The 26,951-nt window shown below is 67.8% G+C and carries 30 protein-coding genes; 16 read left to right on the top strand and 14 right to left on the bottom strand.

What is annotated here, in order from left to right; genetic code table 11:
- Positions 1-236 precede the first annotated feature (236 nt).
- Positions 237-815 carry a Uma2 family endonuclease gene (locus ACYR7D_RS04125; RefSeq protein WP_459548300.1) on the top strand — a complete coding sequence of 193 codons (579 nt, stop codon included), beginning with the start codon at positions 237-239 and terminating at the stop codon, positions 813-815.
- A 7-nt stretch (positions 816-822) separates the two neighbouring features.
- On the opposite strand, the gene ACYR7D_RS04120 is transcribed toward ACYR7D_RS04125, so the two are convergent.
- Genes ACYR7D_RS04120 through ACYR7D_RS04110 form a run of 3 tightly spaced genes read right to left on the bottom strand, consistent with a single transcriptional unit; the run spans position 823 to position 3,248 of the window.
- Positions 823-1,638, bottom strand: a complete 816-nt coding sequence (locus tag ACYR7D_RS04120; RefSeq protein ID WP_459548299.1) for an exodeoxyribonuclease III — start codon at positions 1,636-1,638, stop codon at positions 823-825.
- A gap of 25 nt (positions 1,639-1,663) precedes the next feature.
- The gene (locus tag ACYR7D_RS04115) at positions 1,664-2,668 is read right to left on the bottom strand and encodes an N-acetylglutamate synthase, CG3035 family (protein ID WP_459548298.1); all 1,005 of its coding nucleotides are present in this window, start codon (positions 2,666-2,668) and stop codon (positions 1,664-1,666) included.
- Complete coding sequence (locus ACYR7D_RS04110) at positions 2,658-3,248, bottom strand: peptide deformylase (RefSeq protein ID WP_459548297.1); 591 nt, start codon at positions 3,246-3,248, stop codon at positions 2,658-2,660. The genes ACYR7D_RS04115 and ACYR7D_RS04110 overlap by 11 nt, the downstream gene beginning before the upstream one ends.
- A gap of 247 nt (positions 3,249-3,495) precedes the next feature.
- On the opposite strand from ACYR7D_RS04110, the gene ACYR7D_RS04105 reads away from it, so the two are divergent.
- The 5 genes from ACYR7D_RS04105 to ACYR7D_RS04085 all read left to right on the top strand — a co-directional run bounded on the left by ACYR7D_RS04105 (position 3,496) and on the right by ACYR7D_RS04085 (position 8,084).
- Positions 3,496-3,843 carry a DUF3263 domain-containing protein gene (locus ACYR7D_RS04105; protein WP_459548296.1) on the top strand — a complete coding sequence of 116 codons (348 nt, stop codon included), beginning with the start codon at positions 3,496-3,498 and terminating at the stop codon, positions 3,841-3,843.
- Positions 3,844-4,036: 193 nt separating this feature from the next.
- Entirely contained in the window at positions 4,037-4,606 is a 570-nt protein-coding gene (locus ACYR7D_RS04100; protein WP_459548295.1) for a LytR C-terminal domain-containing protein, read from the top strand.
- Between the two features lie 126 nt (positions 4,607-4,732).
- Complete coding sequence (gene sodC, locus ACYR7D_RS04095; protein ID WP_459548294.1) at positions 4,733-5,428, top strand: superoxide dismutase[Cu-Zn]; 696 nt, start codon at positions 4,733-4,735, stop codon at positions 5,426-5,428.
- A gap of 24 nt (positions 5,429-5,452) precedes the next feature.
- Complete coding sequence (locus tag ACYR7D_RS04090; protein WP_459548293.1) at positions 5,453-6,598, top strand: glutamate--cysteine ligase; 1,146 nt, start codon at positions 5,453-5,455, stop codon at positions 6,596-6,598.
- Positions 6,599-6,686: 88 nt separating this feature from the next.
- Positions 6,687-8,084 (top strand): DUF5933 domain-containing protein, encoded by a 1,398-nt coding sequence (locus ACYR7D_RS04085; protein ID WP_459548292.1) that lies wholly within the window; start codon positions 6,687-6,689, stop codon positions 8,082-8,084.
- A 7-nt stretch (positions 8,085-8,091) separates the two neighbouring features.
- Here ACYR7D_RS04085 and mnhG read toward each other — a convergent pair whose 3' ends face one another.
- From mnhG to ACYR7D_RS04040, 9 genes are all read right to left on the bottom strand, one after another.
- Positions 8,092-8,439, bottom strand: a complete 348-nt coding sequence (gene mnhG, locus ACYR7D_RS04080; protein WP_459548291.1) for a monovalent cation/H(+) antiporter subunit G — start codon at positions 8,437-8,439, stop codon at positions 8,092-8,094.
- Positions 8,436-8,696 (bottom strand): monovalent cation/H+ antiporter complex subunit F, encoded by a 261-nt coding sequence (locus ACYR7D_RS04075; RefSeq protein WP_459548290.1) that lies wholly within the window; start codon positions 8,694-8,696, stop codon positions 8,436-8,438. The genes mnhG and ACYR7D_RS04075 overlap by 4 nt, the downstream gene beginning before the upstream one ends.
- Entirely contained in the window at positions 8,693-9,250 is a 558-nt protein-coding gene (locus ACYR7D_RS04070; protein ID WP_459548289.1) for a Na+/H+ antiporter subunit E, read from the bottom strand. Before ACYR7D_RS04070 ends, ACYR7D_RS04075 begins: the two co-directional genes overlap by 4 nt.
- Positions 9,247-10,842, bottom strand: a complete 1,596-nt coding sequence (locus ACYR7D_RS04065; RefSeq protein ID WP_459548288.1) for a Na+/H+ antiporter subunit D — start codon at positions 10,840-10,842, stop codon at positions 9,247-9,249. Before ACYR7D_RS04065 ends, ACYR7D_RS04070 begins: the two co-directional genes overlap by 4 nt.
- Complete coding sequence (locus ACYR7D_RS04060; RefSeq protein WP_459548287.1) at positions 10,839-11,219, bottom strand: Na(+)/H(+) antiporter subunit C; 381 nt, start codon at positions 11,217-11,219, stop codon at positions 10,839-10,841. The genes ACYR7D_RS04065 and ACYR7D_RS04060 overlap by 4 nt, the downstream gene beginning before the upstream one ends.
- Entirely contained in the window at positions 11,216-14,005 is a 2,790-nt protein-coding gene (locus ACYR7D_RS04055; RefSeq protein WP_459548286.1) for a Na+/H+ antiporter subunit A, read from the bottom strand. Before ACYR7D_RS04055 ends, ACYR7D_RS04060 begins: the two co-directional genes overlap by 4 nt.
- A 162-nt stretch (positions 14,006-14,167) precedes the next feature.
- On the bottom strand, positions 14,168-16,420 hold the full coding sequence (locus ACYR7D_RS04050) for an AAA family ATPase (RefSeq protein WP_459548285.1): 2,253 nt from the start codon (positions 16,418-16,420) through the stop codon (positions 14,168-14,170).
- 139 nt (positions 16,421-16,559) lie between these two features.
- Positions 16,560-17,024, bottom strand: coding sequence for a hypothetical protein (locus tag ACYR7D_RS04045; RefSeq protein ID WP_459548284.1), 465 nt, complete (start codon positions 17,022-17,024; stop codon positions 16,560-16,562).
- Between the two features lie 109 nt (positions 17,025-17,133).
- Complete coding sequence (locus ACYR7D_RS04040) at positions 17,134-17,295, bottom strand: hypothetical protein (RefSeq protein ID WP_459548283.1); 162 nt, start codon at positions 17,293-17,295, stop codon at positions 17,134-17,136.
- Between the two features lie 197 nt (positions 17,296-17,492).
- On the opposite strand from ACYR7D_RS04040, the gene ACYR7D_RS04035 reads away from it, so the two are divergent.
- Positions 17,493-17,945, top strand: coding sequence for an SRPBCC family protein (locus tag ACYR7D_RS04035; RefSeq protein ID WP_459550005.1), 453 nt, complete (start codon positions 17,493-17,495; stop codon positions 17,943-17,945).
- Here ACYR7D_RS04035 and ACYR7D_RS04030 read toward each other — a convergent pair.
- Entirely contained in the window at positions 17,920-18,966 is a 1,047-nt protein-coding gene (locus ACYR7D_RS04030; RefSeq protein ID WP_459548282.1) for a beta-ketoacyl-ACP synthase III, read from the bottom strand. The two genes, ACYR7D_RS04035 and ACYR7D_RS04030, sit on opposite strands and share 26 nt — an antisense overlap.
- Before the next feature lie 259 nt (positions 18,967-19,225).
- On the opposite strand from ACYR7D_RS04030, the gene ACYR7D_RS04025 reads away from it, so the two are divergent.
- The 8 genes from ACYR7D_RS04025 (at position 19,226) to ACYR7D_RS03990 (ending at position 25,124) form a co-directional block, all read left to right on the top strand.
- On the top strand, positions 19,226-19,486 hold the full coding sequence (locus tag ACYR7D_RS04025) for a GlsB/YeaQ/YmgE family stress response membrane protein (protein WP_459548281.1): 261 nt from the start codon (positions 19,226-19,228) through the stop codon (positions 19,484-19,486).
- Positions 19,487-19,627: 141 nt separating this feature from the next.
- A complete protein-coding gene (locus ACYR7D_RS04020) occupies positions 19,628-20,353 on the top strand; it encodes a phosphatidylserine decarboxylase (protein ID WP_459548280.1) in 726 nt (241 codons plus the stop codon).
- Positions 20,353-21,246, top strand: coding sequence for a CDP-alcohol phosphatidyltransferase family protein (locus ACYR7D_RS04015; RefSeq protein WP_459548279.1), 894 nt, complete (start codon positions 20,353-20,355; stop codon positions 21,244-21,246). The genes ACYR7D_RS04020 and ACYR7D_RS04015 overlap by 1 nt, the downstream gene beginning before the upstream one ends.
- Positions 21,247-21,306: 60 nt before the next feature.
- Complete coding sequence (locus tag ACYR7D_RS04010; RefSeq protein ID WP_459548278.1) at positions 21,307-22,074, top strand: Clp protease N-terminal domain-containing protein; 768 nt, start codon at positions 21,307-21,309, stop codon at positions 22,072-22,074.
- Between the two features lie 78 nt (positions 22,075-22,152).
- Positions 22,153-22,446 (top strand): hypothetical protein, encoded by a 294-nt coding sequence (locus ACYR7D_RS04005; protein ID WP_459548277.1) that lies wholly within the window; start codon positions 22,153-22,155, stop codon positions 22,444-22,446.
- Between the two features lie 267 nt (positions 22,447-22,713).
- Entirely contained in the window at positions 22,714-24,339 is a 1,626-nt protein-coding gene (groL, locus tag ACYR7D_RS04000) for a chaperonin GroEL (protein WP_459548276.1), read from the top strand.
- A 153-nt stretch (positions 24,340-24,492) separates the two neighbouring features.
- The gene (locus tag ACYR7D_RS03995) at positions 24,493-24,711 is read left to right on the top strand and encodes a type II toxin-antitoxin system VapB family antitoxin (RefSeq protein WP_459548275.1); all 219 of its coding nucleotides are present in this window, start codon (positions 24,493-24,495) and stop codon (positions 24,709-24,711) included.
- Entirely contained in the window at positions 24,708-25,124 is a 417-nt protein-coding gene (locus ACYR7D_RS03990; RefSeq protein ID WP_459548274.1) for a PIN domain-containing protein, read from the top strand. Before ACYR7D_RS03995 ends, ACYR7D_RS03990 begins: the two co-directional genes overlap by 4 nt.
- 199 nt (positions 25,125-25,323) lie before the next feature.
- On the opposite strand, the gene ACYR7D_RS03985 is transcribed toward ACYR7D_RS03990, so the two are convergent.
- Complete coding sequence (locus ACYR7D_RS03985; protein ID WP_459548273.1) at positions 25,324-26,328, bottom strand: SMP-30/gluconolactonase/LRE family protein; 1,005 nt, start codon at positions 26,326-26,328, stop codon at positions 25,324-25,326.
- A 120-nt stretch (positions 26,329-26,448) separates the two neighbouring features.
- Between ACYR7D_RS03985 and ACYR7D_RS03980 the strand changes: the two genes are divergently transcribed.
- The gene (locus tag ACYR7D_RS03980; RefSeq protein WP_459548272.1) at positions 26,449-26,934 is read left to right on the top strand and encodes a MarR family winged helix-turn-helix transcriptional regulator; all 486 of its coding nucleotides are present in this window, start codon (positions 26,449-26,451) and stop codon (positions 26,932-26,934) included.
- Positions 26,935-26,951: the final 17 nt, after the last annotated feature.

The following is a 26,951-nucleotide window of genomic DNA, read 5'->3' as shown; positions in this document are numbered from 1 at the left end:
TATCCGGTCAGGTTCATACGGTCGACAGCCCTGAGCGCCCCGGATGGGGCTAGCCGTCCTCTCAGCCCGCTGGTGCGAGCCCCCGTTGGCATATGAATTTTTCCGCCGCCGACCATACCCGCCCGAGCCCGCCGCGATCCGGAGACCGCGGATATCGCCGGTGCGGCCGTGACGTTCCGACGGCCCGGCCGGGTGTTCGGTACGGTTCCGGCCGGCCGTGGCGATAGGGTCTAACGGTGACCCTCTCGCATGGATCGCTGATGACCGTCGACGAGTTCGAGGAACTCGATCGGTCGGCCCAGCGTATTTCCGAAGGGCTGCGGCTCGAATACCTGAACGGCCTGCTGGCCGCGAAAGCGCGACCCGACGCGAACCACGCCCGGGTCGTCCAGTGGCTCGCTCGTTTCCTGGTACCGCGCCGGTCGGAACTCTGGCTCTTCGCCGACCGTGGTCTGCGCGCGGGCCGCGGCGGGGGCAGCCGGGTGCGCCCGGACGCCATTCTCGCGCCCGCCTCGGCATTCGCCGGGGAAGGCGAATGGTCGGATCCACAGCCGGTGTTCATGACCATCGAGATCACCTCCCGGGCACAGCACACCGAACTCCGGGACCGGCTCGACAAACCGTTCCTGTACGCGGCGACCGGTATCCCGCTCTACCTCATGATCGACCGTGGCGCCGGCGAGGTGAACGTGTTCAGCGAGCCCGAGGACGGGCGCTACGGCACAAAGGAAACGGTACCGTTCGGCACGGACCTGGAAATCCCGGAGCCGCTGGGCGTCATCCTGGCCACCGACTCGCTCGCGGAGTGGATGTAGGCCGGGCTCAGCCGGTGAATTCGGCGATCACCGGGGCGTGATCGCTGGCGCCCTTGCCCTTGCGTTCCTCCCGGTCGACACCGGCGTCGACGATGGTGGCGGCCAGAGCGGGGGAGGCGAGGACGAAGTCGATCCGCATCCCTTCCTTACGTGGAAAGCGCAGCTGGGTGTAGTCCCAATAGGTGTAGACGCCGGGGCCGGGGGCGAAGGGTCGCATCACATCGGTGAACCCGGTATCGGTGATCGCGGTGAAGGCGTCCCGTTCCGGCTGCGAGATATGCGTTTTCCCGGCGAAGAACTCCGGGGACCACACATCGTCGTCGGTGGGGGCGATATTCCAGTCTCCGACGAGCGCGGTCCGGCTCGCGGGATCCGCGGCGAGCCAGCGGGCCGCGTTATCGCGCAGCGCGGCCAGCCACTCCAGCTTGTAGGTGTAGTGCGGATCGGTCAGGCTGCGGCCGTTGGGCACGTACAGGCTCCATACACGGACTCCGCCGCAGGTCGCGCCCACCGCGCGCGCCTCCACGGTCGGCGAGGCGATGAGCGTATCGGCGGCATCGCGATCGAATCCGGGCTGACCCGGGAAGCCGATCTCCACATCCTCCAGGCCGACCCGCGAGACGATCGCCACACCGTTCCACTGGTTCAACCCCACATGGGCGACCTCGTAGCCGGCCTCGGTGAACCGTTCGAAGGGGAACTGGTCGTCGCGGCATTTGGTCTCCTGTATCGCCAGGACGTCGATATCCCGGCGATCCAGCCAGGCCAGCACCCGGTCCTGCCGGGAGCGGATCGAATTGACATTCCACGTGGCCAGACGCAAGGGACTTCCTATGGGTGCCGAGGTGTCAGTGGGTCGCGGAACCGCCGGGGACGGCATAGCGGTAACTGTGATGATCCAGGAAACCGAGTTCGCCGAAGAGTTCCAGTGCCTCCACGTTACCGGCCTCGACCTGGACATAGGCATGGGTGGCACCGCGGTCGCGACCCCAGCGCAGCAATTCACCGCAGACCAGGGCGGCCAGGCCGTGCCGGCGGTGAGCGGCCAGAACCGCGACACAGGTCAGCCCGACCCAGCGCCGCCCGTCCGGTGCGCTGGTGAGCGCGCCCCGGGCGATGGCGATCGGATCCGGCAGACCGAGCGACGCGAAACCCAGTTGCCCCTCGTGTACCGCGGAAAGCACCTCGGGCAGCGGTACGGTCGCGGTGTGGCCGCTGGGTTCCTCACCGCGGTAGCGGTGGATCTCCAGCCAGGCGATATCGGGTTCGGGGGCGATACGCACCATGGAGGGGCCCGGCGGGAGCACGAAATTGTCGATATCGATACCGAGCACCCGGGTCTCGCCCCAGCTGTTCCATCCCGGCGGTACGGTGGCGAGCCGGTCCGGCAGGGCGAGCTGCAACGGTAGCCCGTGGGCCGTGTACCAGGCTCCGATCCGCTGCAGGGTATCCGCGGTGACGCGGGCCGGCCCGCTCGAATCACCTACCGGGACCGCGGAATTGGCGCGGCGGGTGTACCCGTGCCCCGCGCGCAGCAGCCAACCGTCGATCCAGGCGTACTCCGTACCGGGCCAGCCGAAGGCCGCCGCGGTTTCCAATGCGCGGATCTCCGAGGTGCGGATCGGCCTGGGGGTGAGCGATTTCAGGGCGACCACCCGGCTCTGCGGGATCATCACCGGATGACCATCGGCGGCCAGGACGGTCAGCGGGTTCGTCTCCACCACCTCGCCGATCACATCGGTGAGCGGCGGTTCGCTGCCCTCGGGCAGCCGGTAACGCACCACCACCCGCTCGCCCGGCGTGACAGGCGTTGCCGCGGCGTCTTTTCCGGTTTCCGGGGGTTCAGTCGTCATGGCCGAAGGGGTCCGGGACGCTGCCGGGAAGCCAGCTCAGGCCCGGCGCTCCCCAGCCGTTACGTTTGACGGCCTTCTTCGCCGCCCGGGCGTGGCGGCCGATCAGCACGTCGATATAGAGGTGCCCGTCCAGGTGGCCGACCTCGTGCTGCAGCATGCGCGCGAAGAAACCGGTGCCTTCTATGGTGACCGGCTCGCCGTGCTCATCGGTGCCGGTGACCTTCGCCCAGTCGGCGCGGCCGGTGGGGAACTGTTCACCGGGCACCGAGAGGCAGCCCTCGTCGTCGTCATCGGGATCCGGCATGGTTTCCGGTATCCGCGAGGTCTCCAGGACCGGATTGATCACGGCTCCGCGCCGGCGTACCACCGTGCCGTCGGCCGCCTGATCCGGGCAGTCGTAGACGAAGAGCCGTTTGGACACTCCGACCTGGTTGGCGGCCAATCCGACACCGCGGGCGGCGTCCAGCGTCTGGTACATATCCGTGATCAGCCCGGCCAGTTCCGCCGGTGATTCCGTGACCGGCTCGGTGGGGCGGTGCAGTACGGGATCGCCGACGATCACGATGGGCAGGATTGACATGCGTACGAGCTTATTGGGGGGCTGCCGGGGGCGTGAAAAGGGTCTGGTGTGCGGGCCGGCGCGCCGTCTTCCGGGCAGGTGGTGCGGGATCCGCGGCATTTTCTGGTACTTGCGTACCGGACACGCCGGGCGGACGCCGCAGCGGTTGTCCCTACGGCGTGGTTGAATATCGCAAGGCAGTAACACGGTGGCGGACCGGGTCGGCGATACGGCGGTCGCGTCCAGTGGTAACTCGGCGAGGAGCAAGATGGACGGCGCAGCAGCGCGGGATCTTTCCGCAACTCAGGGCGGTCCTCCGGCCAATACAGCGAACACGGACCCCGAATCGGCCTACGATCCGGACAGCGGTCTCAGTCGCCGCGAACACGAGATCCTGGCCTTCGAGCGGCAGTGGTGGAAATACGCGGGCGCCAAAGAAGAGGCCATCCGCGAACTGTTCGCCCTGTCACCGACGCGCTACTACCAGGTGCTCAATACACTCATCGACCGGCCGGAAGCGCTGGCCGCGGATCCCATGCTGGTGAAACGCCTGCGCAGACTGCGGGCCAGCCGGCAGAAATCACGCGCCGCCCGCCGCCTCGGCTTCCAGGTATAACCAGGTCTCGATGGGCCCGGTGGGCCCTCCGCGCCGCGGCACATCCATCTCCACCTACCGGCCTACGTGGTCGAGGCCGCCCCGACCCGGGGTCCCGAGGGCCCCGACCCGCGGCGCCGCAGGCGCCGCGAAACGAACACAGCCGCGGCGCCAATGAACACAGCGGGACAGTTCAGGCGCTAGGCTCGGGCGGGTGAGCAATTCCAACCCTGGCTCCGGTGGACTGCCGCTGCGTGCGACGGCAATGGTTCTGATCGCCCTGTCGATCGTTTTCGCCGGTCTGGGCGCGATGTCGCTGTCGAGTGCGGATTCCGGGTCTTCCGATAACGCCGAGGGGGCCGGGAACACCACCACCGCCGCCACGACCACCGTGCTCGCCGCCCCGCGCGCCGGTACCAGTGCGGCGGCGCCCACCAGCGCGGCGGCGCAATCCACGAGCGCCGCCACGTCGACCGCCCCCACCACGGCAGCGGCCGACGGTGAGGTCGACCGGTCGGCGCCGATCCGGGTGCTCAACAACAGTATGGTCGCCGGCCTGGCGGCCACGACCGCGAGCGAACTCGTCGCCCGCGGCTGGACCAATACCTCCACCGGTAACTACGCCGCCAGCACGCTGGCGGCCACCACCGTGTACTACGGCGATGCCCCGGGCGATCAGGAGACGGCCGCCGCGGTGGCCGCCGATATCGGCGCCACCACCGCGCCCATGATTCCCGGTCTGGGTAGCGGGTCCGGGGTCGTGGTAGTGGTGACCGGCCGGTGAACCGGGGTTGCCGGAGGTCGGGGGTGTCCCGGAGCGATGCGGCGGGCGTGGCATCATCGTGTGCGTCGAATGATCGTTGACGAAACGCTCTATCCGTAAACTCGGTACTCGTAAAGGAGTTCCCTGATGGCACCGTCCACCTCTCGTCGTCCGTCTTGGCGGACCGTGACACCGGTGCTGGCTGTCGCGGCTTTCGGCCTCGTTGCCTGCACGAACAGCCAGGAGTCCAGCGACGTGACGGGGACGACGCCGCCGGTGTGGACCTCCTCGCCGGCACCGGCCGGTGGTGGGGAGGAGCACGGCGGGCACGGTACGGAGCAGGACACTCCCGCCGGTTCCGGTACCCGGGTCGAGTTGAAGTCGCCGAGCGGCGCCACCGTCGGCACCGCTGATTTCGCCGAGGAGGGTAACCATCTGCGCGTCACCGTCGACGCCACCGGCCTGACCCCCGGCTTCCACGGCCTGCATATCCATCAGGAGGGGAAGTGCGAGGCGAATTCGACCGCGCCCAACGGTGGGGCGCCCGGTGATTTCCTGTCCGCGGGCGGGCATCTGCAGGTCGGCGGCGCGACGGGTCATCCGGCCAGTGGCGACCTGACCTCGTTGCAGGTGCGTGAGGACGGCCACGGCTATCTGGTGACCACCACCGACAAGGTGAGTATGAGCGATATCGAGGGCAAGGCGCTGATCATTCACGCGGGCTCCGACAACTTCGCCAACATCCCCGGTCGTTACAGCCGCGAAGGTGGTACCGGTCCGGATCAGACGACGATGAGCACCGGGGACGCGGGTGGCCGCGTCGCCTGCGGCCTCATCGGCTAGTTATCGAAGCACTACGGAGGCGATATGGGTGGGGCGCGGATCGAGCCGGTGTCGTTCCGTGGGTCACCCCGGCCGACCATCGGCATCGAATGGGAGATCGCGCTCGTCGACAAGACGAGCCGCGATCTGTCCAATACCGCGGCCGCCGTCTTCGATGCCGTCGGTGAGTTGCGCGCTCACGACGGCACCCCGCAGGTGACCAAGGAACTGCTGCGCAATACCGTGGAATTGGTCACGGGGGTGCACGAAACCGTCGCGGACGCGGTGGCGGATCTGTCCGGCACCATGAACACATTGCGGCGGGCCGCCGACGGACTCGGGGTGGACCTGTTCTGTGCGGGCACTCATCCGTTCGCGCAGTGGTCCACACAACAGCTCACCCGCTCCGAGCATTACGACGAACTGATCGAACGCACCCAGTGGTGGGGTCGGCAGATGCTGATCTGGGGTGTGCACGTGCATGTCGGTGTTTCCCATCGGGAGAAGGTTTTCCCGATCCTGAACGCCATGCTGCTGTCCTACCCGCATCTGCTGGCGCTGTCCGCGTCTTCGCCGATGTGGTCGGGTTCGGATACCGGTTATGCCAGCAATCGCGCACTGATGTTCCAGCAGTTGCCCACCGCGGGGCTGCCGTTCCAGTTCGAGAACTGGGGTCAGTTCGAGCGTTATGTGCACGACGAGATGAAAACCGGTGTGTTCGAACAGCTCGGCGGAATGCACTGGGATATCCGGCCGGCCCCCAAATGGGGCACCATCGAGGTCCGCATCTGTGACGGGATCTCCAACCGCGCCGAATTGGCCGCGCTGGCCGCTTTCATCCACAGCCTCGTCGTACATCTGGACGAGCGGGTGGAACGTGGCGAGGACCTGCCCACCCTGCCGCCCTGGCATGTGCAGGAGAACAAATGGCGGGCAGCGCGTTACGGTCTGGACGCGATCGTGATCGTGGACTCGGACAACCGGGAACGCCTGGTGACCGAGGATCTCGATGATCTGCTCACCCGGCTCGAACCGACGGCGCGGCGGCTGGGTTGCGCCGACGAGCTCGCTCAGGTGGCCGAAATTCCCCGGCGCGGCGCGAATTATCAGCGGCAGCGGCAGGTGGCCGCGGCCGCCCAGGGGGATCTGGTGGCCGTGGTGGACGCGCTGGTACACGAGCTGAAGCAGTAACCGAGCCGGTTCCTCGCTGTTCAACAGGCCACAGCCCTGGCGTTCACGCCCCGTTTACGATAGGCGGGTGCTAGTCGAAAACCCGAATATGGGAGCTGGAGCCGTGGCGCGTGAACTCGTGCCGCAACGGGGGATTCGGGTGCTCGCTGTGGCCGCGGTTCCGGTATTGCTGCTGGTGTTGCAGGGTGTGGCGCTGTGGCGGGGCTACGAAGGTCCGCTGGAGAGCCTGTACCGCGATTATCTCGGCACGCCCAAGTCCATGACGGTGCCCTGGGCCGGCCTGGTGCTGGCGCTGGTCGGTATCTCCGCCCGCCGCCGAGTGATCGCGGTGGGGGCAGCGGTACTCCTCGATATCGGCTACGCGAGTGCGCGTCTGCTGCTGGGGGAGCCGTTCACCGTCGGTAACGGGCCGGTGCTCGTGCTTACCGCATTGGCGCTGATCGCCTGGTTCCGGTGGGAGGGCGTCGAACGCGTCGACGCGCTCCGGGCCGCCGCGCTGGGTGCGCTGCTGATCCTGGCGACCAAGGTCGGCGATGTCTGGCTGCACATCACCGTCGATACGCAACCCGAGGTGCTCGACCAGTACGTGATGCTGGCGGACCACGCGCTCGGGGATCCGTCCTGGGTGATGGGCCGGGTGCTGGAAACACTCGGGCCGGTGCCCGACGCGATTCTGCACTGGGTCTACATCGAGCTGCCCGCGGCCGCGATCGTGGTGGCCGTCTGGCAGTTGCGAGGGGTCGTGGGCGGCGGTCACTGGCCCGGCCACTATCTGGTGCGGACCTTCCTCGTGCTCGGCTTGGTGGGCCCGCTGGTGTATCTGCTGTTCCCGGTGGTCGGTCCGATGTTCGTCTACGGCGTCGACGGGACCGGGTTCCAGTTGGGCAACTACTGGCCCGGGGTGGTACCACCTCTGGATCGCAGCCCCGAGGCGCTGCCGTTCGGTTCGGTGGCGCCGCGCAACTGTATGCCGTCCATGCATACCGCGTGGGCGCTGGCCCTGTTCCTGCACACCCGCCGTAATGCCGACGGTTCGCTGGCCCCGAGCTGGTTGCGCTGGGGCGGGATGTTCTGGCTGCTGGGGACCTTGGCCGCGACCCTGGGGTTCGGCTACCACTACGGCGTGGACCTGGTGGCCGGCGCGGTGCTCTGCCTCACCGTGGAATCCGCGCTGCGGGAACCGGAACGTGGGTGGGGCTGGTTCCGGGTGCGGCTGGTCGGTGGCGGCGCACTGGTGTTCGGCACGCTGCTACTGGGCTACCGGTACCTGGCGGTGTACATGGCCGACTATCCGGTGGCGGCGGGGTCGATCGTCCTGGCGCTGCTGGCCGCGGTGGCGGCGGGTTTTCACGCCACCTGGTTCGCCCGGCGCCGGGCCGGGACGTCGATAGGGGTCGCCACCGTCCCCGCGGGCGTACTACCCGGTCCGGACGCGATCGCCGGCACGTCCGCGGACAGCTCCGGCGGAGTCGCGCTCGAACGCTGATCCGGGATCAGCGCGACCGATCGTCGAGTTCGTCGCCGAGCTCGTTGATCACCAGCAGATCGTCGCGGTGGAGGTGTTCCCGATAGGCGGTACGGCCGATCAGATGCGCGATGACGGGGGCGGTGAGCACGGTGAACAATCCCACCAGCACCAGCATCCAAACGTTCGGGTCGTCGTAGACCCGCAGGCAGGTACCGGCCAGCACCATGTTCAGTCCGATCACCTGCGGTTTGGTGGCGGAGTGCATACGCAGCAGCGGATCCGGGAAACGGACGATGCCCACGGCCGCGGTGAACGCGAACAGGGAGCCCAGGATGATCAGGGTGCCCGACACCCAGTTCAGTACGGTGTTCATCGGTCGTCCCGAACCCGGAATCGAGTCACGGCGGCCGAACCCAGGAAACCCACCAGCGCCAGTGCGACGATGGCCGGCACCACGCTGGTGTCGCGACTGTAGGCCGCCCACACCGACAAGCCGCAGATGGCCATCGCGACAATGGAGTCGATCCCGACGACCCGGTCCAAGGTGTCCGGGCCGGTGAGTATGCGATATCCGGTGATCAATGCGGCCGCGCCGAGCAGGACCGCGGCCACTACGGCCACGACACTCATGAAGGCACCTCCTCGGTGGGGGGAAGCGGGGTGGCGCGGCGCTGGAATGTCTCGATCAGCAGCCGCTCCAGCTTCCGGCTGGTCCGGTAGAACTTGGCCACGGCCTCCTCGCCGCTGATATCGACGACGTGCACGTAGACCTCGCACTGTTCGCGATCGATTTCCAGCACCATCGTGCCGGGGAACAGGTTCAGCAGATTGGTGTACAGCACCAGCACCAGATCGGAGCGGAAACCGAGATGCACCAGTAGCACAGCGGATACGGGGGGCGGTCCCGGCCGCAGCGCGAGCCATGCGAGCTGAATACTGGATTCGAGGCCGTAGTAGACACTGACCACGGCCAGTTTCAGTAGCGGCAGCAACCGCAACCGGCCGCGGACCGGTATCCAGGGCAGCGGAAGGGTCACCATGATCACCAGACCCACCACGAGCCCCGCCAGCACATTGGCGGTGCTGACCTGCCCCCACAGCGCCACCCACACGACCGCCAACCAGACCAGGACACCGACGCGCAGTACGTTGTCCCGGCTCACCACCGTGCGTAGCCGACTCATCGCGGCCCCCCGCCGAGAACGGCGCTGATGTACACGCCGCGGTCCTGGAGTTCTGCCGCGGCCCGGTCGGCGATACCCAGGATCGGTCCGGCCCAGACGGTCAACGCCACGCCCACCGCGACCAGTGCGGCCGTCGGCAGCACCATCATGGCCGGTAGGCGCCCGGGATCGCTGCGGTCGTCGTAGAGCATGTCGGTGTGGTCCTCCACGAGCGTGGGGAGGGCCGCGGCCACCAGATGGCCCTCCGGTGCCTGCTCCCGAGGCCGCCAGAACGCCTTGCTCCAGACCCGCGCCATCACGTACAGGGTGAGCAGGCTCGTCACCACCGAACCCGCCACCAGGATCCAGGCCAGCACACTTCCGTCCTGGGTACCGGCCTGGAGTAGGGCCACCTTCCCGATGAAACCGGAGAAGGGCGGGATCCCGCCGAGGTTCAGCGCGGGTATCAGGAACAACCCGCCCAGCAGCGGGCTCGCCGCGGCCAGCCCGCCGACCCGGCGCAGTGAGGTCGAGCCCGCCTGTCGCTCGATCAATCCGGCCACGAGGAACAACGTGGTCTGCACCAGGATGTGGTGCGCGATGTAGTACACCGCGCCCGCCAGCCCGATCAGGCTGGCCACCCCCACCCCGAACAGCATGTATCCGATATGGCTGACCAGGGTGAACGAGAGCAGACGGCGAATATCGTTCTGCGGGATGGCACCGAATATGCCGATGAGCATGGTCAGCAGTCCGGCGATCAGCAGGAGGTTGCCGAAACCGCCCTCCGGGAAGAGCAGGGTCTGGGTGCGGACGATGGCGTACACACCTACCTTGGTGAGCAGACCGGCGAACACCGCGGTCACCGGCGCGGGTGCGGTGGGATAGGAATCGGGCAGCCAGTTCGACAGCGGGAAGACCGCGGCCTTGATCCCGAAGGCAACCAGCAGCACGGCGTATCCCGCTTGCCGGATACCGTCCGGGATCGCCTCCATACGCAGCGCCAGCTGGGCGAAGTTCAGTGTTCCGGTGGCACCGTAGAGCAGCGCCACGCCGATCAGGAAGATCAGCGAGGACACCATCGAGACCATCACATAGGACACGCCGGCCCGGATACGTTCGGCGGTGGCTCCCAGGGTGAGCAGGACGAACGAGGCGACCAGCAGGATCTCGAAGCCGACGAACAGGTTGAACAGGTCACCGGCCAGGAACGCCATCGATACGCCCGCGTCGAGGACCAGGTAGGTGGGCCAGAAGATCGAGGTGGGCTGTTTGACAGTGCTGTCGTTGATGTTCTGGCCCGCGCCGTACACGGCCACCGCGAGCAGCACGATCGCCGAAACCACCAGCATGGCCGCGGACAGCCGGTCCACCACGATGGTGATACCGATCGGTGCCTCCCAGCCGCCGACCTGGACGGCGACCGTACTGCCGTGGTCGGCCAGGTAGAGCAGCACACCGCATACCGCCACCACGGTGGTGAGCACGACCATCACCACTACCCGCTGTATCCGCGGGTAGCGGCCCATGATCAAGGTCACCGCGGCCGCCAGCAGCGGCAGGAGGACCGGGAGCGGGGCGAGGGCGGGGATCAGGTCGGGGGACAGGGTCATTGCTCGGGTTCCTCCCGCTCGCGCGCGGCGATCCCGACATCCTCCGGGTCGTTCTCGACTTTTTCACTCGTGGTCAACATGTAGGAGCGGTAGGCCAGGGCGAGCACGAAGGCCGAAACACCCATGGTGATGACGATGGCGGTGAGCACCAGGGCCTGCGCCAGCGGATCGGCCATGGTGTCGCGTACGGTATCGGCCGCGCCCTGGATGGGCGGCGCCCCGTCCGGTCCGCCCATGGTGAGGATGAGGAGATTGACCGCGTTTCCGAACAGCAGGATGCCGAGCAGCATCTTCGAGACGGTGCGCTCGAGCAGCAGGTACACCCCGCACGCCACCAGCACCCCGACGACTACCAGGAGGGTGAGGTTCGCGCTCATGACTGCACCAACTCGTCGTCCAGGCGCGCCCCGAGGCTGCGCAATACGTCCAGCACCAGGCCGAGCACGATCAGGTAGACCCCGAGGTCGAAGAACAGGGAGGTCACCAGCTTGATGTGGCCGAGCAGGGGCAGAGTGATCTCCAGGATCGCCGAGGACAGCGGCGGCGCGCCGAGCAGCAGGGATACGGTGGCGGTCCCGGCCGCCAGTACCAGCCCGGCGCCGAGCAGATGCCCCGCGTCGACGGGTAGCGCTTCACCCAGCTCGTACTGCCCGCCCGCGAGGTAGCGCAGCACCAGGGCCAGACCGGCGAGCAACCCGCCGGCGAAACCGCCGCCGGGAGCATTGTGACCCGAGAAGAAGAAGTACACCGACAGCACCATGATGGTGGGGAAGACCAGGCGGGTCGCGATCTGCAGCACCATCGAGCGTTCGCGCCGGTCCACCAGTCGTCCCGCGGGCAGCCAGCCCACCTTGCCCGGACGGTAGTTCGGGGCGTCGGCGGCGCGCGGCGGCAATCCGAAGCGCCGACTGCGGAAGACCAGGGAGGCCACCCCGGTGGCGGCCACGACCAGCACCGATATCTCGCCGAGGGTGTCCCAGGCGCGTAGATCGACCAGCAGCACGTTCACCGCGTTCTTACCGCCGCCGAACTCGTAGGCCGCCGCGGGGATACGTTCCCAGATCGGTTCGGTGTTGCGTGCCGCGCTCGCGAACGCCGCCAGCACCGGCACCGTGATACCGGCGGCGATGGCGACGGCGGCCCGGCCGAGCGGGAACCCGGCCTGCTGCTCCGGGCGGATCTCGGCCGGGAACGCCCGCAGCACCAGTACGAAGATCACCAGGGTCAGCGTCTCCACCAGGAATTGGGTGAGCGCCAGGTCGGGGGCGCCGTGCAGGGCGAAGATCACCCCGCAGCCGTAACCGGTGAGTCCGACCACCAGAACGCTGGCCAGGCGGTTGCGCAGCACGGTGGCCCCCAACGCCATGGCGATCATGATCGCGCCGATCACCAGTTGCAGCGGTGAGTCCCACAGGCGTAGTTCCACGCCGGTCCGGGTGCCGAGCGCCAGTACGACCGCGGGCAGGATGACCAGGGTACCCAGGATGATGGCCTGGTTCAGCGGCAGTGACCCACGTTGCACCGCGGTGGTCATCCGCAGCGAGAGCCGGTCCATGGCGCGCAGGGCCGCGTCGTAGCCGCGGTCGGCGTTACCGAGCAGCTTCGCCGATTCGCCGAACCGGTCGCGTACCGCGAACAGCCCGATACCGCCGGCGATGATCACCACGGTGAGCAGCACCGGCCAGGTGAACCCGTGCCAGAGCTGCAGATGCGCGGTCAGCTCCCCGGGCAGTGTCTTCGCATACGGGGTCAGCAGCCCGTCCACCCAGGGTGCGGCGATCCCGGCGCCCAGCGACCCCAGCGCCAGCAGAACCGGTGCGGAGATCAGCGCGACTCCCGGTGCGTGCCAGTCGCGGATCGGGACACCGGGTTTGTCCGCGAAGGCGCCCCAGAGGAAGCGCGCGCTGTAGGCGACGGTCAATATCGAACCCAGGACCAGCCCGGCGATGAGTAGCAGCCGGCCCATCGGGCTGAACGGCTGGGCCTCCAGTTCGGCGGCCAGCGCGGCCTCCTTGGCCACGAAACCCCACAGTGGTGGGATACCGGCCATGCTCAGCGCGGCCAGGGCCGCGGAGCCGAAGAGTATCGGCGCGCGGCGGCCGAGGCCGGACAGTTCCCCGAGATCGCGTGTGCCCGCCCCGTGGTCGATGATGCCGACCACCAGGAACAGGCAGGCTTTGAACAGCGCGTGCGCGACGAGCAGGCCGATACCGGCGAGCGCGGCGTCGGGGGTGCCGGTGCCCACCAGCACCACCAGGAAGCCCAGCTGGCTCACCGTGCCGAAGGCCAGGACCAGTTTGAGGTCGGTGACCTGCATGGCGCGTAAACCGGCCAGCAGCATCGAGGCGAGTCCGAGCGTGAGCACGAGTGGTCGCCAGACCGGTTCGCCGGCGAACGCGGGCGCCAGGCGGGCGATCAGATAGACACCTGCCTTGACCATGGCAGCGGCATGCAGGTACGCGCTCACGGGAGTGGGCGCGGCCATGGCGCCGGGCAGCCAGAAGTGCAGCGGCACGATGGCGGATTTGCTGAGCGCACCCACCAGTACCAGCGCCACGCCGGCCTGCACCGCGATCCCGCCCGGGGGATTGTCGGCGGTGAGCAGGTCGGAAAGCAGGTAGCTGCCGTAGGCCTCCCCGAGTATCACGATTCCGGCGAGCATGGCCAGCCCGCCCGCCCCGGTGACCAGGAGTGCCTGCAGGGCGGCCCGGCGCCCGGCGGTACTGGTGGAATCGTGCCCCACCAGCAGGAACGACAGTACGGTCGTTATCTCCCAGAAGGTGAACAACAACAGCATGTTGTCGCTGGTCACCAGGCCGAACATGGCGCCGGCGAAGGCGACCAGATAGGCGGCGAAGGCACCGAGCTCGGGTTCTTCGTCGGTGAAGTAGCGGGCGCAGTAGGCCAGGACCAGGGCTCCGATGCCGAGGACGAGCGCGCTCATCACCGTCGCGAGCGGGTCGAACCGCAGATCGAAGTACAGGTCGATGGTCGGCGCCCACTTCAGCCGGACCTGCTCGGTGTCGTTCCATCGTGCGCTCACCCAGGCGAGTGAGCCGAGCGGGACCAGCGCCAGCGGGTAGAACGCGTTTCGCCCCATTACTCGCACGGCGGGCGGCGCGATGAGCGCGGCCAAGGCGTGTGCGAGCAGGATGGCGAGCAAGCGTTACCTCCGTCGGAATCGGGGCGGCGGGGTACAGCGCGCTCATCATATGCGAGCACGAACTGGCACAATCGTACAGATCGGTCGGCGGCGTCCTTTACCCGGCTACCGGAAAACAGCCGTCTTTGCAGGTCAGTGGCGGTGGGGAGAATGAGTGCTCGTTCAGCCCCGGGCCTGCGCGTACCGGCGCAGCGATTCGATCTGAGCCGGGTCCAGCGACGGGCGCACCACCCGGCGCGCGGCAGCGATATCGTCGGCCGTCACATCCGCGGCATCCACGTCACGGCGCATCGCCGCCAGCGCGGCTTCGCGCAACAGCGCGGCGCAGTCGGCGGCGGAGTAACCGTCCAGTTCGGCGGCGAGCCGGGTGAGGTTCACCGAATCGGCCAGGGGAACCGAGCGGCCCGCCGTACGCAGGATGGCCGCCCGGGCATCGGCGTCGGGCGGCGGGACGAACACCAGACGTTCCAGCCGGCCCGGCCGCAGCAGCGCCGGATCGATCAGCTCGGGTCGGTTGGTGGCGCCCACGACCACCACATCCCGCAGTGGTTCCACCCCGTCCAGCTCGGTGAGCAGCGCGGCGACCACGCGGTCGCCCACCCCGGAATCGGAACTCTGGCCGCGCCGAGGCGCCAAGGCATCGACCTCGTCCAAGAAGATCAGCGACGGCGCCGAATCCCGGGCCCGCTGGAACAGTTCCCGCACCGCCCGCTCGGAGGAACCGACCCATTTGTCCATCAGCTCGGCGCCCTTGACCGTGTGCACGCTGAGCTGACCGCTGCCCGCCAGTGCCCGTACCAGGAAGGTCTTACCGCAGCCCGGTGGCCCGTAGAGCAGCACTCCGCGCGGCGGCTCGATGCCCAGCCGGGCGAACGAATCGGGATGGCGCAGCGGCCAGAGCACTGTCTCGGTCAGTGCCTGCTTCGTTTCGGCCATATCGCCGACATCATCCAGCCCGAGGCTGCCGATCTCCGGTTCCTCGGTGCCCGACCGCGACAGCGGCCGGATCACTTCCAGCGCACCCCGTAGATCCTCGTGTTCGAGCCGGGGCTCGGCGTTCTCCCGGCTCGCCCGCGCCGCCGCCCGCAGCGCCGCCTCCCGGCACAGGGCGGCCAGATCGGCGACCACGAAACCCGGTGCGGACGAAGCTATCTCCTCGAGCCGCAGCTCCCCGGTGGGCACTTTGCGCAGCAGCTGCTCCAGCAGTGCCTTCCGCACCGCCGCGGTGGGTAGGGCCAGTGCGAGCTCCCGGTCACAGAGTTCGGGGGTGCGCAACCGGGAATCGACGGCCGCCGGATGTGCGGTGGTGGCCAGTAGCGCCACACTCGGCGCCGCCACCGCCGCCCGCAACTGGTCCAGGATGAGCGTGGCCACCGGTTCGGCGGGTTCGGGCAGCAGCGCGTCGATATCGGTGATCAGCAGCACCCCGCCCTTACCGGATCCGGCCGCTCCCACGGCGGCGGCGACCTTGCGCAGACGAGCGCCGCTTTCCGCGGCGCCCACCGAGGGGCCGTCCAATTCGATGATCCGGCGCGGTGCCGCCACCGCCCGGGCCAGGGTGGCCTTGCCGACCCCGGCGGGCCCGGTGATCAGCACACCGAGGTGCGGGGTGGCGCCCAGCGCCTTCAACAGTTCGGGCTCGTCCAGCGCCAGACTCAACCATTCGGCGAGCTTGGCGGCCTGCTGCTGGGAGCCGGCCAGATCCTCCATCCGCACGTCGGTGGCCGGGGTGCCCGAAACCGGTACCGAGGCGACCGGATCGGTTTCGGCCACGGTATCGAGATGGCTCGGCACCATGGATCGATCGGGGCCGGTGTGCCCGTTCACCCGCACCGGCTCCGGCTCGCCGTACGCCACGGCGCTGGCGGTCCATTCGACTGCCGAATTCGGCTGCACACTGACCGGTCCACCGGCCGGGTCGGTCGCGACCACCGTGAGCAGTTCGGAGGTCCAGGCGATACCGAAGGCCCGCGACAGCGCCTGACTGGCCGCCGAGGACGGAATATCCGGCCCCAGTTCCCGCGGCAGCAACGAAACGGTATCTCCGACGGTCACCACCTTGCCCAGCAGTGCCTGCCGCAGGGTCGCCGCCGGAATGGACTGGGTCGCGTGCCGTGAGCCACTCACGGAGATGTACCGGGCTCCGTGCACGAGAGCCGGGGAGAGCACCACGGTGGCGTTCTCGCGTAAGCCGGCGTTGGACAGCGTCACATCGTCGAGCAGGGCTGTTCCGGCCGGTGTGCCCGCCGGGGCACGCCCCACCACGGCGGCCGTCCGCCGCGACCCGACAAGGGTTATCCCGTCCCACTCGCGTAGCCCCAGCGCGGTGAGCGCTTCGGGATGAAGCCGGATCACCCCGCGCCGGGCATCGGCAGCGGACGGGTTCAATCGGACGGTCAACGCCAATTCAGCCACCGCATCAATAGTATTCGGCGTACCTCCGGTGCGTGGGCACACGCTCTTCGGCGTCGCTTTCAGCCCTGCGGACCGGCGGGCCGCAGGGCGGTGCCCCGCGATCCGGAGTCCCCGCGCACCGGTGCACCGGCGAGCCCGATCACCCGTTGATGACTATTCCCGAGACCACCGCGACCTTCTGCTCGGCCACCTTGCTGGAGTTGCAGACCAGCTTCGCCGTGCCGAGGGCCGCGTTGGGGTTGTCGGCGAACGCGCTGTCCGGGTTCTCGGCGAGGATCCGGCCGACCAGGGCCTGCTGATCCGGTTCGTCGAGTGCCTTGAACTGGGCGCAGGTGGTGTCGGAGGCGCGGTCCGGCAGGGGCGCGTCTTCGGGCGCGGTTTCGGATTCGGCGGGGGACGCGGGTTCTTCCGCGGCCTCGGAGTCTTCGCCGGGTGCGGCGGGCTCGTCCGTGGTGTCGGTTCCGGTCTCGGGGCTTTTTTGTGCCGTGGCGGTGTTCTTGCGCAGGCCGGACGCTTCGGCCGGTTCCTCTTCCGATGAGCAACCCGACAGCACCAGAGCCGCGGTGGCGGCAGCGGCGACGAGGGCAGTTGAGATTCGCTTCATAACACATTCCCCGGTGTTCGGTCACGCCGGAGCCTCCGGCGCGTCCAGCAGCGTACCGGGTGGTGCGGGAGGGGTCTTCCGGTAGCCGGGGTAACGCTGTACGGGCGAATCAGACGCGGTGCCGGAGCACCATATCGAGTTCGGTGGGGGTGAGCAGACGTTCCAGTCGTTCGTCTATGCGGTCGTTCGGGGTGGTGTCGTCCGGTTCGATGACCGGGAGCTGAGGTAGACCCGGGGAGTTCTGGCGGCGTAGAAGCGAGCGAAGGTTCACGGCCCATCACCTCGAGGTAGCTGAATGTTCGCTGGGTGTGTCCTGCTTGCAGTGCCGGATAGGGCGACCGATCTCGTGCTGTATCAATTCTGCTTTCATCACCGCGGAATCGATACGCGCCGCGAGAAAACGTGACCGAGCCGTCGCCGATCGCTACTCTTTCTGATACTTGGAGTCTCAGCTACCCGGAGGCAATGTTGCCGAAGAATTTGGAAGCCAGCATCGATATCGCCGCGTCGCCGGAGCGGGTGTGGGAGGTGATCTCCGATCCGAGCCGGATGCCGGAGTTCAGTCCCCAGTGTGTCCGCATGATCCCCATCGGCAAGCCCAAGGCGGGCACCCTGACGATCAATGTCAATCGCGACGGGTGGAAGTTCTGGCCGACGACCTCTCGGATCCTGCGCTACGAGAAGAACAGTGCCCTGGCCTTCCGGGTCAGCCAGAACCGTACTGTCTGGACCTACACCCTCGAACCCACCGAGGAGGGCACCCGGCTGGTCGAACGCCGGGACGTTCCCAACGGCACCACCTGGGTCTCCCGCACACTGATCAACGCTGTCCTCGGTGGTGAACCGGCTTTCGAGGAGAACCTGGTGCGTGGGATGAACGAATCGCTGGCGAAGATCAGGACAGCGGCCGAGACGAGCTGAACGGCGGCAGCTTCACGACCTGCGCGGCATAGGAGAGGCCGGCGCCGAAGGCGATCAGCAGCGCGGTATCGCCCGGTTGCGACTGTCCGGTGCGCAGCATCGTTTCCATTGCCAGCGGTATCGAGGCCGCCGAAGTGTTACCGGTTTCCTCGATATCGTTGGCCAGCGCGCAGCGCTCGGGGAGTTTCAGCACCCGGGCCATGATCTCGATGATCCGCCCGTTGGCCTGGTGCGGGATCATGGCGTCGAGGTCGTCGGTGGAGAGTCCGGCCCGGTCCACGGCATCGCGGCAGACCTTCTCCAGCGAATGCGCCGCCCAGCGGAACACCGCGGTGCCCTCCATCGCGAGATAGGGGCGAACGGCGTCGGTGCCCTTCTCCTCGATTTCGGCGAAGAATTCGACCCAGTCCTTGTCCTGGCGAATGGCCCGGTGCTGAGTGCCGTCCGAGCCCCAGACGGTCGGGCCGATACCCGTCTCGGTGGCGGGGCCGACCACCACCGCGCCCGCGCCGTCGGCGAACAGGAAGGCGGTGCCCCGGTCGGCGGGGTTCACCGTATCGCTGAGCTTCTCCACCCCGATCACCAGCACATGCGAGGCGGTGCCCGCGCGGATCAGATCCGAGGCCATGGCCAGGCCGTGACAGAACCCGGCGCAACCGGCCGAGATATCGAACGCGGCGGCGCCGCCGGTACCCAGTTCGGTGGCGATGCGCGGCGCGGCGGCCGGGGTCAGCAGCAGATGGGTGGAAGTTGCCACGATAACGCAATCGACCTGGTCACCGGCGATTCCCGCGGCTTCCAGGGCGCCGCGGGAGGCGGCCACACTCATCGAATGGATGGTTTCGGATTCATCGGCGAACCGCCGGGTGCGGATCCCCGACCGGGTACGGATCCACTCGTCGCTGGAGTCGATCGGGCCGGCTACTTCCTCGTTGGTGACTATGCGCGCCGGACGGTAGACGCCCAGCCCCAGGATCGCGGTGTACTGCGCCCCGGTGGTCTGGGCGAGCTGAGCAGCCATGGTGCTTCTCCTATGTACCTGCGGCGGCGCCGCCGTGAGAGTGGACCCGCATTCGAGTTGGATTCCTCGCCCGGTCGCCGTCAGCGACAGCTTCCGGGTATTCCAAAGACATGAGGCATCCTCATATTAGCTCCATGTTCGCACAGGAGCGTCGCTTCGCCGACATTTCACCGGGGTTATCGAGGGTCCGCCCGGGTATTGCGTCGGTACGCGCCCGCTGCCGCGGCGTGACACCGACAAGAGAAGCGAGGAACAACTCATGCTCGGTCTCGGCATCATCGGCTGGATCATCATCGGCGGTATTGCCGGATGGATTGCCAGTAAGATCATGAAAACCGATGCTCAACAGGGCATTCTGCTCAATATTGTGGTCGGTGTCATAGGCGGTCTCCTCGGTGGTTTCCTGCTCTCCGCCTTCGGGGTCGATGTGGAGAGCGGCGGCTGGTGGTTCAGTTTCTTCACCTGTCTGGCCGGCGCCGTGATCCTTTTGTTCCTGGTCAGGCTGGTCCTTCGCCGGTAGATCTCGGTTCGGCACCCGGTGCCACGAGCCTGTTCGGCGTAAGGTGAACGCTTGCGCCGGACGGGTTCGGCCGGGATGCCGCGGGTGTCCGGCCGCCACCGGAGGTCCGCGCGAAACGAACCGAGTACGAAAGAGGAATAAGTGGCACGCCGTCCCACTCCGCCCGGCACTCCGGAACGCTCCGGTCCGGGCCATCTGGCCGACCTGGTGCGGAAGTCGATTCCGCCCCTACATCCGGCCGGCCTGCCTTTCGTGGCCGCTCCCCTGGCCGTCGCGGTCCTGAGCCGCAAACGCCGTTGGCTGCGCCGGGCCGGTTTCGTGGCGGCCGCGGCGAGCGCGACGTTCTTCCGCCACCCGCATCGGGTGCCGCCCAACCGTCCCGGCGTGGTGGTCGCGCCCGCCGACGGCGAAGTGGCGCTCGTCGATACGGCCGCCCCACCCGCCGAGCTGGGGCTCGGCGACAAACCGCTGCCGCGGGTGAGTATCTTCCTCTCCGTTTTGGATGTGCACGTCCAGCGGACCCCGGTCTCGGGCGTGGTACGCGAGGTGCGCTACCAGCGCGGCCGCTTCAAATCCGCCGACCTGCCGGAGGCCAGCGCGGTCAACGAACGCAACAGTATGGTGATCGACACCCCCGCCGGCGAGCAGGTCGTGGTCGTGCAGATCGCCGGTCTGCTGGCCCGGCGGATCGTCTGTGACGCCGCCGCCGGTGATCGGGTCACCATCGGCGACACCTACGGTCTGATCCGGTTCGGCTCGCGCGTCGATACGTACTTCCCGGCCGGTACCGAACTGCTCGTGAACGTGGGGCAGCGGACCATCGGGGGGGAGACGGTGCTGGCGGTCCTGCCGCCGACCGGTGCGTGATGGAGCAGATCATCGAAGGCAGGCGGCGCCGCTCGATCCGGCTGCTGCCCAGTATCGTCACGATTCTGGCGTTGTGCTCCGGTCTGTCGGCGGTGAAGTTCGGCCTGGAGGGCGAGCTGGAGATCGCTCTCGCCATGATCGGTGCCGCCGCGGTACTGGACACCCTGGACGGCCGCCTGGCCCGGTTGCTGTCGGCGACGACCCGCATCGGTGCGGAGCTGGATTCGCTTTCCGATGCCATCTCCTTCGGGGTGGCACCGGCGCTGGTGCTCTACGTGGCGTTGTTCGACGGGGAGAGCAGCGGGTCGGGCTGGATCATCGCGCTGTTGTTCGCGGTGAGTATCGTGCTGCGCCTGGCGCGTTTCAACACCCTGATGGACGACGACACGCGGCCGGACTGGGCTCGGGAGTACTTCGTCGGGGTGCCGGCTCCGGCGGGTGCGCTCATCGCCATGGCGCCGATCGCGGTGTATGTGCAGTTCGGTGACGGCTGGTGGATCAGTTTTCCCGTGGTCGCGGCCTGGACGGTCTTCGCCGCCGCGCTGTGTGTGAGCACCATCCCCACCTTGGCGTTGAAGTCGGTATCGGTGGCACCGCAGGCCGCGGCCGGTCTGCTCGTCCTGGTGGCGCTGGCCGGTGCGGCGCTCATCACCTACCCGATCGTGCTGCTGCTGGTGCTGATCGTGCTGTATCTGGGTCATATTCCGTTCGCCTGGTATTCGCGGCGCTGGGTGGCCGCCCGTCCGGAGACCTGGCAGTACAAACCGGCGGAGCGCCGGGCTCAGCGCCGGGCGGATCGCCGCCTGCCGGTGCTGCGCCGGCCGGAGATCCGCCGGCCGGTGATCCGGAGTGATTCGCGGTTGCGTCTGCGTCGTCCGGGTGGCCGTACCTGACGGTGGATGATCGTCAACTTTTGGTTGACGACGAGTCATGCGTCAACCTATAGTTGACGCATGACTTCGCCAGTACGTTTGGACGACCTCATCGAGGTCATCAAAAAAGCCCGGCCCGACAATGTGCTGGAACAACTCACCGACGCGGTCGTCGCGGCCGGTCATCTCGGGGAAGTGGCCGACCATCTGATCGGCCACTTCGTCGATCAGGCGCGCCGCTCCGGTGCCTCGTGGACCGAGATCGGCGCGAGTATGGGTGTCAGCAAACAGGCGGCGCAGAAGCGATTCGTGCCCAAATCGCCGGGTGACCCCTCGGCGGAGATGGATCCCAACGCCGGCTTCGCGAAATTCACCCCGCGGGCCCGCGCGGTGGTGGTGGCCGCCCAGGAGGCCGCGAGCATCGCCGGTGGTGAGCAGATCTCCCTGCCTCATCTGGTGCTCGGGCTGCTCAGTGAGGCCGACGGTCTGGCCGGCCAGTTGATCGTGAACCAGGGGGTGGCCCTGGCGGACCTGGGGAACGCCGCCGCGGCGGCCGCCGGGGCCGGCTCGGCCGCGGAGATTTCCCCGGAGGCGCTGAAGGCGGCCACCGCGGCCGGCAAGATGAGCGGGCTGGTGCCGTTCGACGGGGAGTCCAAGAAGGCGCTGGAGCTGACGTTCCGTGAAGCGCTACGGCTGGGGCACAACTACATCGGTACCGAACACATTCTGCTGGCGCTGCTGGAACAGGAGAACGGTTCCGGGATCCTCAGCGACGCGGGCCTGCGCAAGGATGCCATCGAGACCCGGTTGGTCGAAATTCTCCAGCAGATCGTCGCCGGCGAGCGGTAGGCCGGACGGGCGGCGTGGAAGCGCCCGGATCGAGCACCGGGACACCCGACGAGGCAGGTGTCCCGGTAATCTATAGCAATGGCGGATGAAACGGACTCCGACCTGGTGGCCGGTGAGCCCCGGGACGATCTGCTGCGCGCGCTGTCCTACGTCTCCACCGAGTCCCTGTCGGATGGGAGCTATATCGTCAACGGCGATCTGCCGCCCGAGGTCGCGCCGCCGTTCATTCGCGCCATCATGCGGGTCGAAGCCGAGCTGCTGCTCCACGATGCCGAATTCGTCACCGTCGACGAAGGGGAGCCCCGCACTCCCGAGGAGCGCCGGGCCGATGCCTTCCTGGCTCTCGCCCTGCGGGTGACCGACGGCCTCTGACGAGATGGTCCGCCGCTCCCGGTGGTGCGAGGTGGCCGGGATTCCCGAGGGACCCGCCCCCTCGACCTTGCACTCTCCATCGACGAGTGCTAAAAATGGCATTGGCACTCTCGACCGGTGAGTGCCAGGTCGGGACGGTGAGATCGGGTACACGACACCCCTGGTCGTCCGTCGCGGGCACCGAGCCTGGCCACAGCGTAGCTAAGGGTGACCCGACAAGGCGGTCATCCTGTGTGTCAGCCTCATTACTTGGAGGATCTCACCGCAATGGCCAAGACAATTGCGTACGACGAAGAGGCCCGTCGCGGCCTCGAGCGGGGTCTGAACAGCCTCGCCGACGCGGTCAAGGTGACGCTGGGGCCGAAGGGCCGCAACGTCGTGCTCGAGAAGAAGTGGGGCGCCCCCACGATCACCAACGATGGTGTATCCATCGCCAAGGAGATCGAGCTGGAGGACCCGTACGAGAAGATCGGCGCCGAGCTGGTCAAGGAAGTCGCCAAGAAGACCGACGACGTCGCGGGTGACGGCACCACCACTGCCACCGTGCTCGCCCAGGCGCTGGTGCGCGAGGGCCTGCGCAATGTCGCGGCCGGCGCGAACCCGCTGGGCCTGAAGCGTGGTATCGAGAAGGCCGTCGAGGCCGTCACCGCCAAGCTGCTCGACACCGCCAAGGAGGTCGAGACCAAGGAGCAGATCGCCGCCACCGCCGGGATCTCCGCGGGCGACCCGTCCATCGGTGAGCTGATCGCCGAGGCCATGGACAAGGTCGGCAAAGAAGGCGTCATCACCGTCGAGGAGAGCAACACCTTCGGCCTCCAGCTGGAGCTGACCGAGGGTATGCGCTTCGACAAGGGCTACATCTCGGGCTACTTCGTCACCGACCCCGAGCGTCAGGAAGCGGTCCTCGAGGATCCGTACCTGCTGCTGGTCGGCTCGAAGGTTTCCACCGTCAAGGATCTGCTGCCGCTGCTGGAGAAGGTCATCCAGGCCGGTAAGCCGCTGCTGATCATCGCCGAGGACGTCGAGGGCGAGGCCCTGTCGACCCTGGTCGTCAACAAGATCCGTGGCACCTTCAAGTCCGTGGCCGTCAAGGCTCCGGGCTTCGGTGACCGCCGCAAGGCCCAGCTCGCCGATATCGCCATCCTCACCGGTGGCGAGGTCATCAGCGAAGAGGTCGGCCTCTCCCTGGAGACCGCCGGTATCGAGCTGCTCGGTCAGGCGCGCAAGGTCGTCGTCACCAAGGACGAGACCACCATCGTCGAGGGCGCCGGCGACGCGGAGGCCATCAAGGGCCGGGTGGCGCAGATCCGCACCGAGATCGAGAACTCGGATTCGGACTACGACCGCGAGAAGCTGCAGGAGCGGCTGGCCAAGCTGGCCGGCGGTGTCGCGGTGATCAAGGCCGGTGCCGCCACCGAGGTCGAGCTCAAGGAGCGCAAGCACCGTATCGAGGACGCCGTCCGCAACGCGAAGGCCGCCGTCGAGGAGGGCATCGTCGCCGGTGGTGGCGTGGCCCTGCTGCAGGCCGTCCCCGCGCTGGACGATCTGAAGCTCGAGGGTGACGAGGCGACCGGCGCGAACATCGTGAAGGTGGCGCTGTCGGCTCCGCTGAAGCAGATCGCCTTCAACGCCGGCCTCGAGCCCGGCGTGGTCGCGGAGAAGGTTGCCAACCTGCCCGCCGGTCAGGGTCTCAACGCCCAGACCAACGAGTACGAGGACCTGCTGGCCGCCGGTGTCGCCGACCCGGTCAAGGTCACCCGTTCGGCCCTGCAGAACGCGGCCTCCATCGCGGCCCTGTTCCTGACCACCGAGGCCGTTGTCGCCGACAAGCCGGAGAAGGCGGCCGCCGCGCCGGCCGATCCGACCGGCGGCATGGGTGGTATGGACTTCTGAGTCCCGCCGCTCGGCGAACCTTTCGAACCGTGGGCCGGTCCACCGTCGGGTGGGCCGGCCCACGGCCGTTTGTCGTCTGCGTCGCCGCGAGCTCACGCGGTGTCCTGGACGTCTGTGTCTGATATAGGGGATATCCAAGGAAGGTGGGTGGCCATGGGATCTTCCAAGACGCCGATCGAGATCGATGACGAAGCGCTGGCGATCGCGGCGGAGGTCCTGGGTACCAAGACCAAGAAGGACACGGTCAATGCCGCCCTTCGCGAGGTCGGCCAACGATTGGTACGGATGCGCGCCCTTGCGCGCCTCGGTGAAATGGCGGACCAGGGCGACTTCGACGAATTTCTCGACAACAAGGCGTCCTACCGCCGGTGACCCCCGCCATCTACCTCCTCGATACTTCCGGGCTGTTCCGAATTCTCCAGGAGCCCTACCGGAAGGCGTGGGCCGATCAACTGGCCGCGGGAGTGATCGCCACCTGTCCGATCGTGGAACTCGAATTCCTGTACTCGGCTCGATCATTGGCCGACCGGCTCGAGAAGCGGCGGTTGCTACATGATCTGTTCGGCCGGGCCCCGATGTCGGCTCGGGCCTACGAGCGTGCCGAAGAGGTTCAGCAGCTGATGACGGAGCAGGGGACCCACCGCTCGGCCGGTCCGGTGAACCTCCTCATCGCGGCAACCGCCGAACACAGCCGGCTCACCATCTTGTGCGATGACACCGATTTCGCGACTGTTGCCCGGATCACCGGGCAGCGGGTGGTCTTCGTAACCGGTACATCCGGCTGACGGCCGGAGAGACCGGTCGCGTCTCGGCGGTTGCCGGTCGGGTGGCATGGAGATCTGGAACCGGCCATCCGCAACGCGACCACCTGAGCTGGTCGCCTTCACGGGGAGCGGGTCACCTGTGTGTCAGTGGTTCGGCGGCCTCGAGTAGCTTGTAGGTCAACTCTTTTGCCTCGGTTCGTAGGCGAGGCGCCCAACGTGTTCAGATACCCGAAACCGAGAGGACGCGGAACGGAGTATCCGGTGTACCGGGCCCCAGTGGACCGCCTCTGTCGAATTGGGAGGCCACCACCAGGTTGTATCCGGGCATGCGGGCCAGTGTGGTGGGCGTCCCCAATGCGTCGTCACGGTGGACGGCGGTCCGGGTAGCGGTCGTGCCGTCGGCGGATACCGTCCACCGGGTCACGGTGTTGTCGGTGTTGTGTGCCGCCCACAGCGTGGTGCCGTCGAGAACGAGTCCGTCGCCGAGGGCGAGGTCACCCCCGTCGAGCGTCACTCTGCGGACCCGCCCGGTCTCCGAGGTGAGGTCGATGCGGTAGAGGCCACCGCCGGTGGAGTCGACGGTGAGCAGGTACGAGCCCGTGGCGTCGGCGACGATGCCGTTGAGGGTGTATGTCTCCGGATCGTACGGTTCCAGCGCCGCCCGCAGATCGAAGGACCGGTCCAGGGTGCCGTGGCCGCCGGTCTCGATCGCGCGGACCAGGGCGTCCGGTGTGATGTGGTAGACCACCGCGCGGCGGCTGTCGGTGAGATACGCCGAACCGTCCGGACCGAGGGCGATGTCGTTGACGAAGCGCGGGGCGTCGCCGGTTGCCTCGAACCGGGCGAGCAGGGCGCGCGAGCCGGTGTCGTAGACGGCCACCCCGGTGGTGGAGTCGATCACCCAGAGCCGGCCGTGCCGGTCCACTCGTAGTCCGTTCGCGGTCCGGCGGCCGTCGGTTCCGGCGGGCAGGTAGGTCTCGGCGCGGTGGGCTCCGGGGCCGGCGCGGTAGATCGTGCCGTCGGCGAAGGAGCCGACGTAGACGTCGCCGGTGGTTTCGTCGACCGCTATTCCCTCCGGGTAGACGCGCTCGCCGGGGAGTTCGAAGGCCGTATCGATACGGCTCGGCTGTGGAGGCGCCGCGGCGTGGCCGCATCCGGTGAGAGCGAGCGCGGCGGCGATCGAGAAAAAGGCTGTGGAGCAGCGCGGATACCTGGAGTGGGGCATGTTTCGGCCTTCCTGTGGACCAATCGAGACGGATACCTGACGAGTGCGTACCCTAAATTAGATTAGAGGTCTAATGTCAGTCAAGGCTCTAATGCTAGGGAGGCTGGATACCATGCCTGCATGACGTCCATGCCCGCCGAAGAACGCATCGGTTCGTATGTCAAACGTGCCGAGCAAGCGCGTACCGCGGCCAAGTCCGCCGTGCTGAAACCGGCGGGCGTCACCGAGGCGCAATACGCCGCACTGCTGTTCCTCACCGACAATCCGGGAATCTCCGCGGCGGCACTGGCCCGGTTGTGCGGGGTGACCCCGCCGACAATGAACACCGTGCTGACCAACCTCGTCGACCGTGGCCTGATCGAGCGCACCCCCCATCCGTGGCACAAGAACATGCTGGAAACCCGGCTGACCGACAAGGGCGAAGCGGTGATGCGCGACGCCGACGCCCGCGCGATCGCCGTGGAACGTTCGGTCTCCGACGGATTCACCGAGGCGGAACGGGAAACACTGTGCCGGCTGCTCACCCGCTGCGCCGAACTGTTCGACACCGCCAGGAACGAGATACCGCCCACCTTCGCCGCGGAGAAGACGCGGGGGCGCGAGTAGTGCCGGTGGTGGCCGCG

It is taken from the genome of Nocardia sp. X0981 (assembly GCF_977089955.1).
The sequence above is the reverse complement of the archived record's forward strand: the minus strand, read 5'-3'. Positions and strand labels throughout refer to the sequence as shown.

Coding starts and splice junctions, on each gene's coding strand:
- ACYR7D_RS04015 (WP_459548279.1), top strand. CDS start 20,353: ATGGAGCAGATCATCGAAGGCAGGCGGCGCCGCTCGATCCGGCTGCTG.
- ACYR7D_RS04065 (WP_459548288.1), bottom strand. CDS start 10,842: ATGACCCTGTCCCCCGACCTGATCCCCGCCCTCGCCCCGCTCCCGGTC.
- ACYR7D_RS04025 (WP_459548281.1), top strand. CDS start 19,226: ATGCTCGGTCTCGGCATCATCGGCTGGATCATCATCGGCGGTATTGCC.
- ACYR7D_RS04090 (WP_459548293.1), top strand. CDS start 5,453: ATGGGTGGGGCGCGGATCGAGCCGGTGTCGTTCCGTGGGTCACCCCGG.
- ACYR7D_RS04075 (WP_459548290.1), bottom strand. CDS start 8,696: ATGAGTGTCGTGGCCGTAGTGGCCGCGGTCCTGCTCGGCGCGGCCGCA.
- ACYR7D_RS04085 (WP_459548292.1), top strand. CDS start 6,687: ATGGGAGCTGGAGCCGTGGCGCGTGAACTCGTGCCGCAACGGGGGATT.
- ACYR7D_RS04005 (WP_459548277.1), top strand. CDS start 22,153: ATGGCGGATGAAACGGACTCCGACCTGGTGGCCGGTGAGCCCCGGGAC.
- ACYR7D_RS03985 (WP_459548273.1), bottom strand. CDS start 26,328: ATGCCCCACTCCAGGTATCCGCGCTGCTCCACAGCCTTTTTCTCGATC.
- ACYR7D_RS03980 (WP_459548272.1), top strand. CDS start 26,449: ATGACGTCCATGCCCGCCGAAGAACGCATCGGTTCGTATGTCAAACGT.
- ACYR7D_RS04030 (WP_459548282.1), bottom strand. CDS start 18,966: ATGGCTGCTCAGCTCGCCCAGACCACCGGGGCGCAGTACACCGCGATC.
- mnhG (WP_459548291.1), bottom strand. CDS start 8,439: ATGAACACCGTACTGAACTGGGTGTCGGGCACCCTGATCATCCTGGGC.
- ACYR7D_RS04060 (WP_459548287.1), bottom strand. CDS start 11,219: ATGAGCGCGAACCTCACCCTCCTGGTAGTCGTCGGGGTGCTGGTGGCG.
- sodC (WP_459548294.1), top strand. CDS start 4,733: ATGGCACCGTCCACCTCTCGTCGTCCGTCTTGGCGGACCGTGACACCG.
- ACYR7D_RS04115 (WP_459548298.1), bottom strand. CDS start 2,668: ATGACGACTGAACCCCCGGAAACCGGAAAAGACGCCGCGGCAACGCCT.
- ACYR7D_RS03995 (WP_459548275.1), top strand. CDS start 24,493: ATGGGATCTTCCAAGACGCCGATCGAGATCGATGACGAAGCGCTGGCG.
- ACYR7D_RS04010 (WP_459548278.1), top strand. CDS start 21,307: ATGACTTCGCCAGTACGTTTGGACGACCTCATCGAGGTCATCAAAAAA.
- ACYR7D_RS04105 (WP_459548296.1), top strand. CDS start 3,496: ATGGACGGCGCAGCAGCGCGGGATCTTTCCGCAACTCAGGGCGGTCCT.
- ACYR7D_RS04070 (WP_459548289.1), bottom strand. CDS start 9,250: ATGAGTCGGCTACGCACGGTGGTGAGCCGGGACAACGTACTGCGCGTC.
- groL (WP_459548276.1), top strand. CDS start 22,714: ATGGCCAAGACAATTGCGTACGACGAAGAGGCCCGTCGCGGCCTCGAG.
- ACYR7D_RS04110 (WP_459548297.1), bottom strand. CDS start 3,248: ATGTCAATCCTGCCCATCGTGATCGTCGGCGATCCCGTACTGCACCGC.
- ACYR7D_RS04045 (WP_459548284.1), bottom strand. CDS start 17,024: ATGAAGCGAATCTCAACTGCCCTCGTCGCCGCTGCCGCCACCGCGGCT.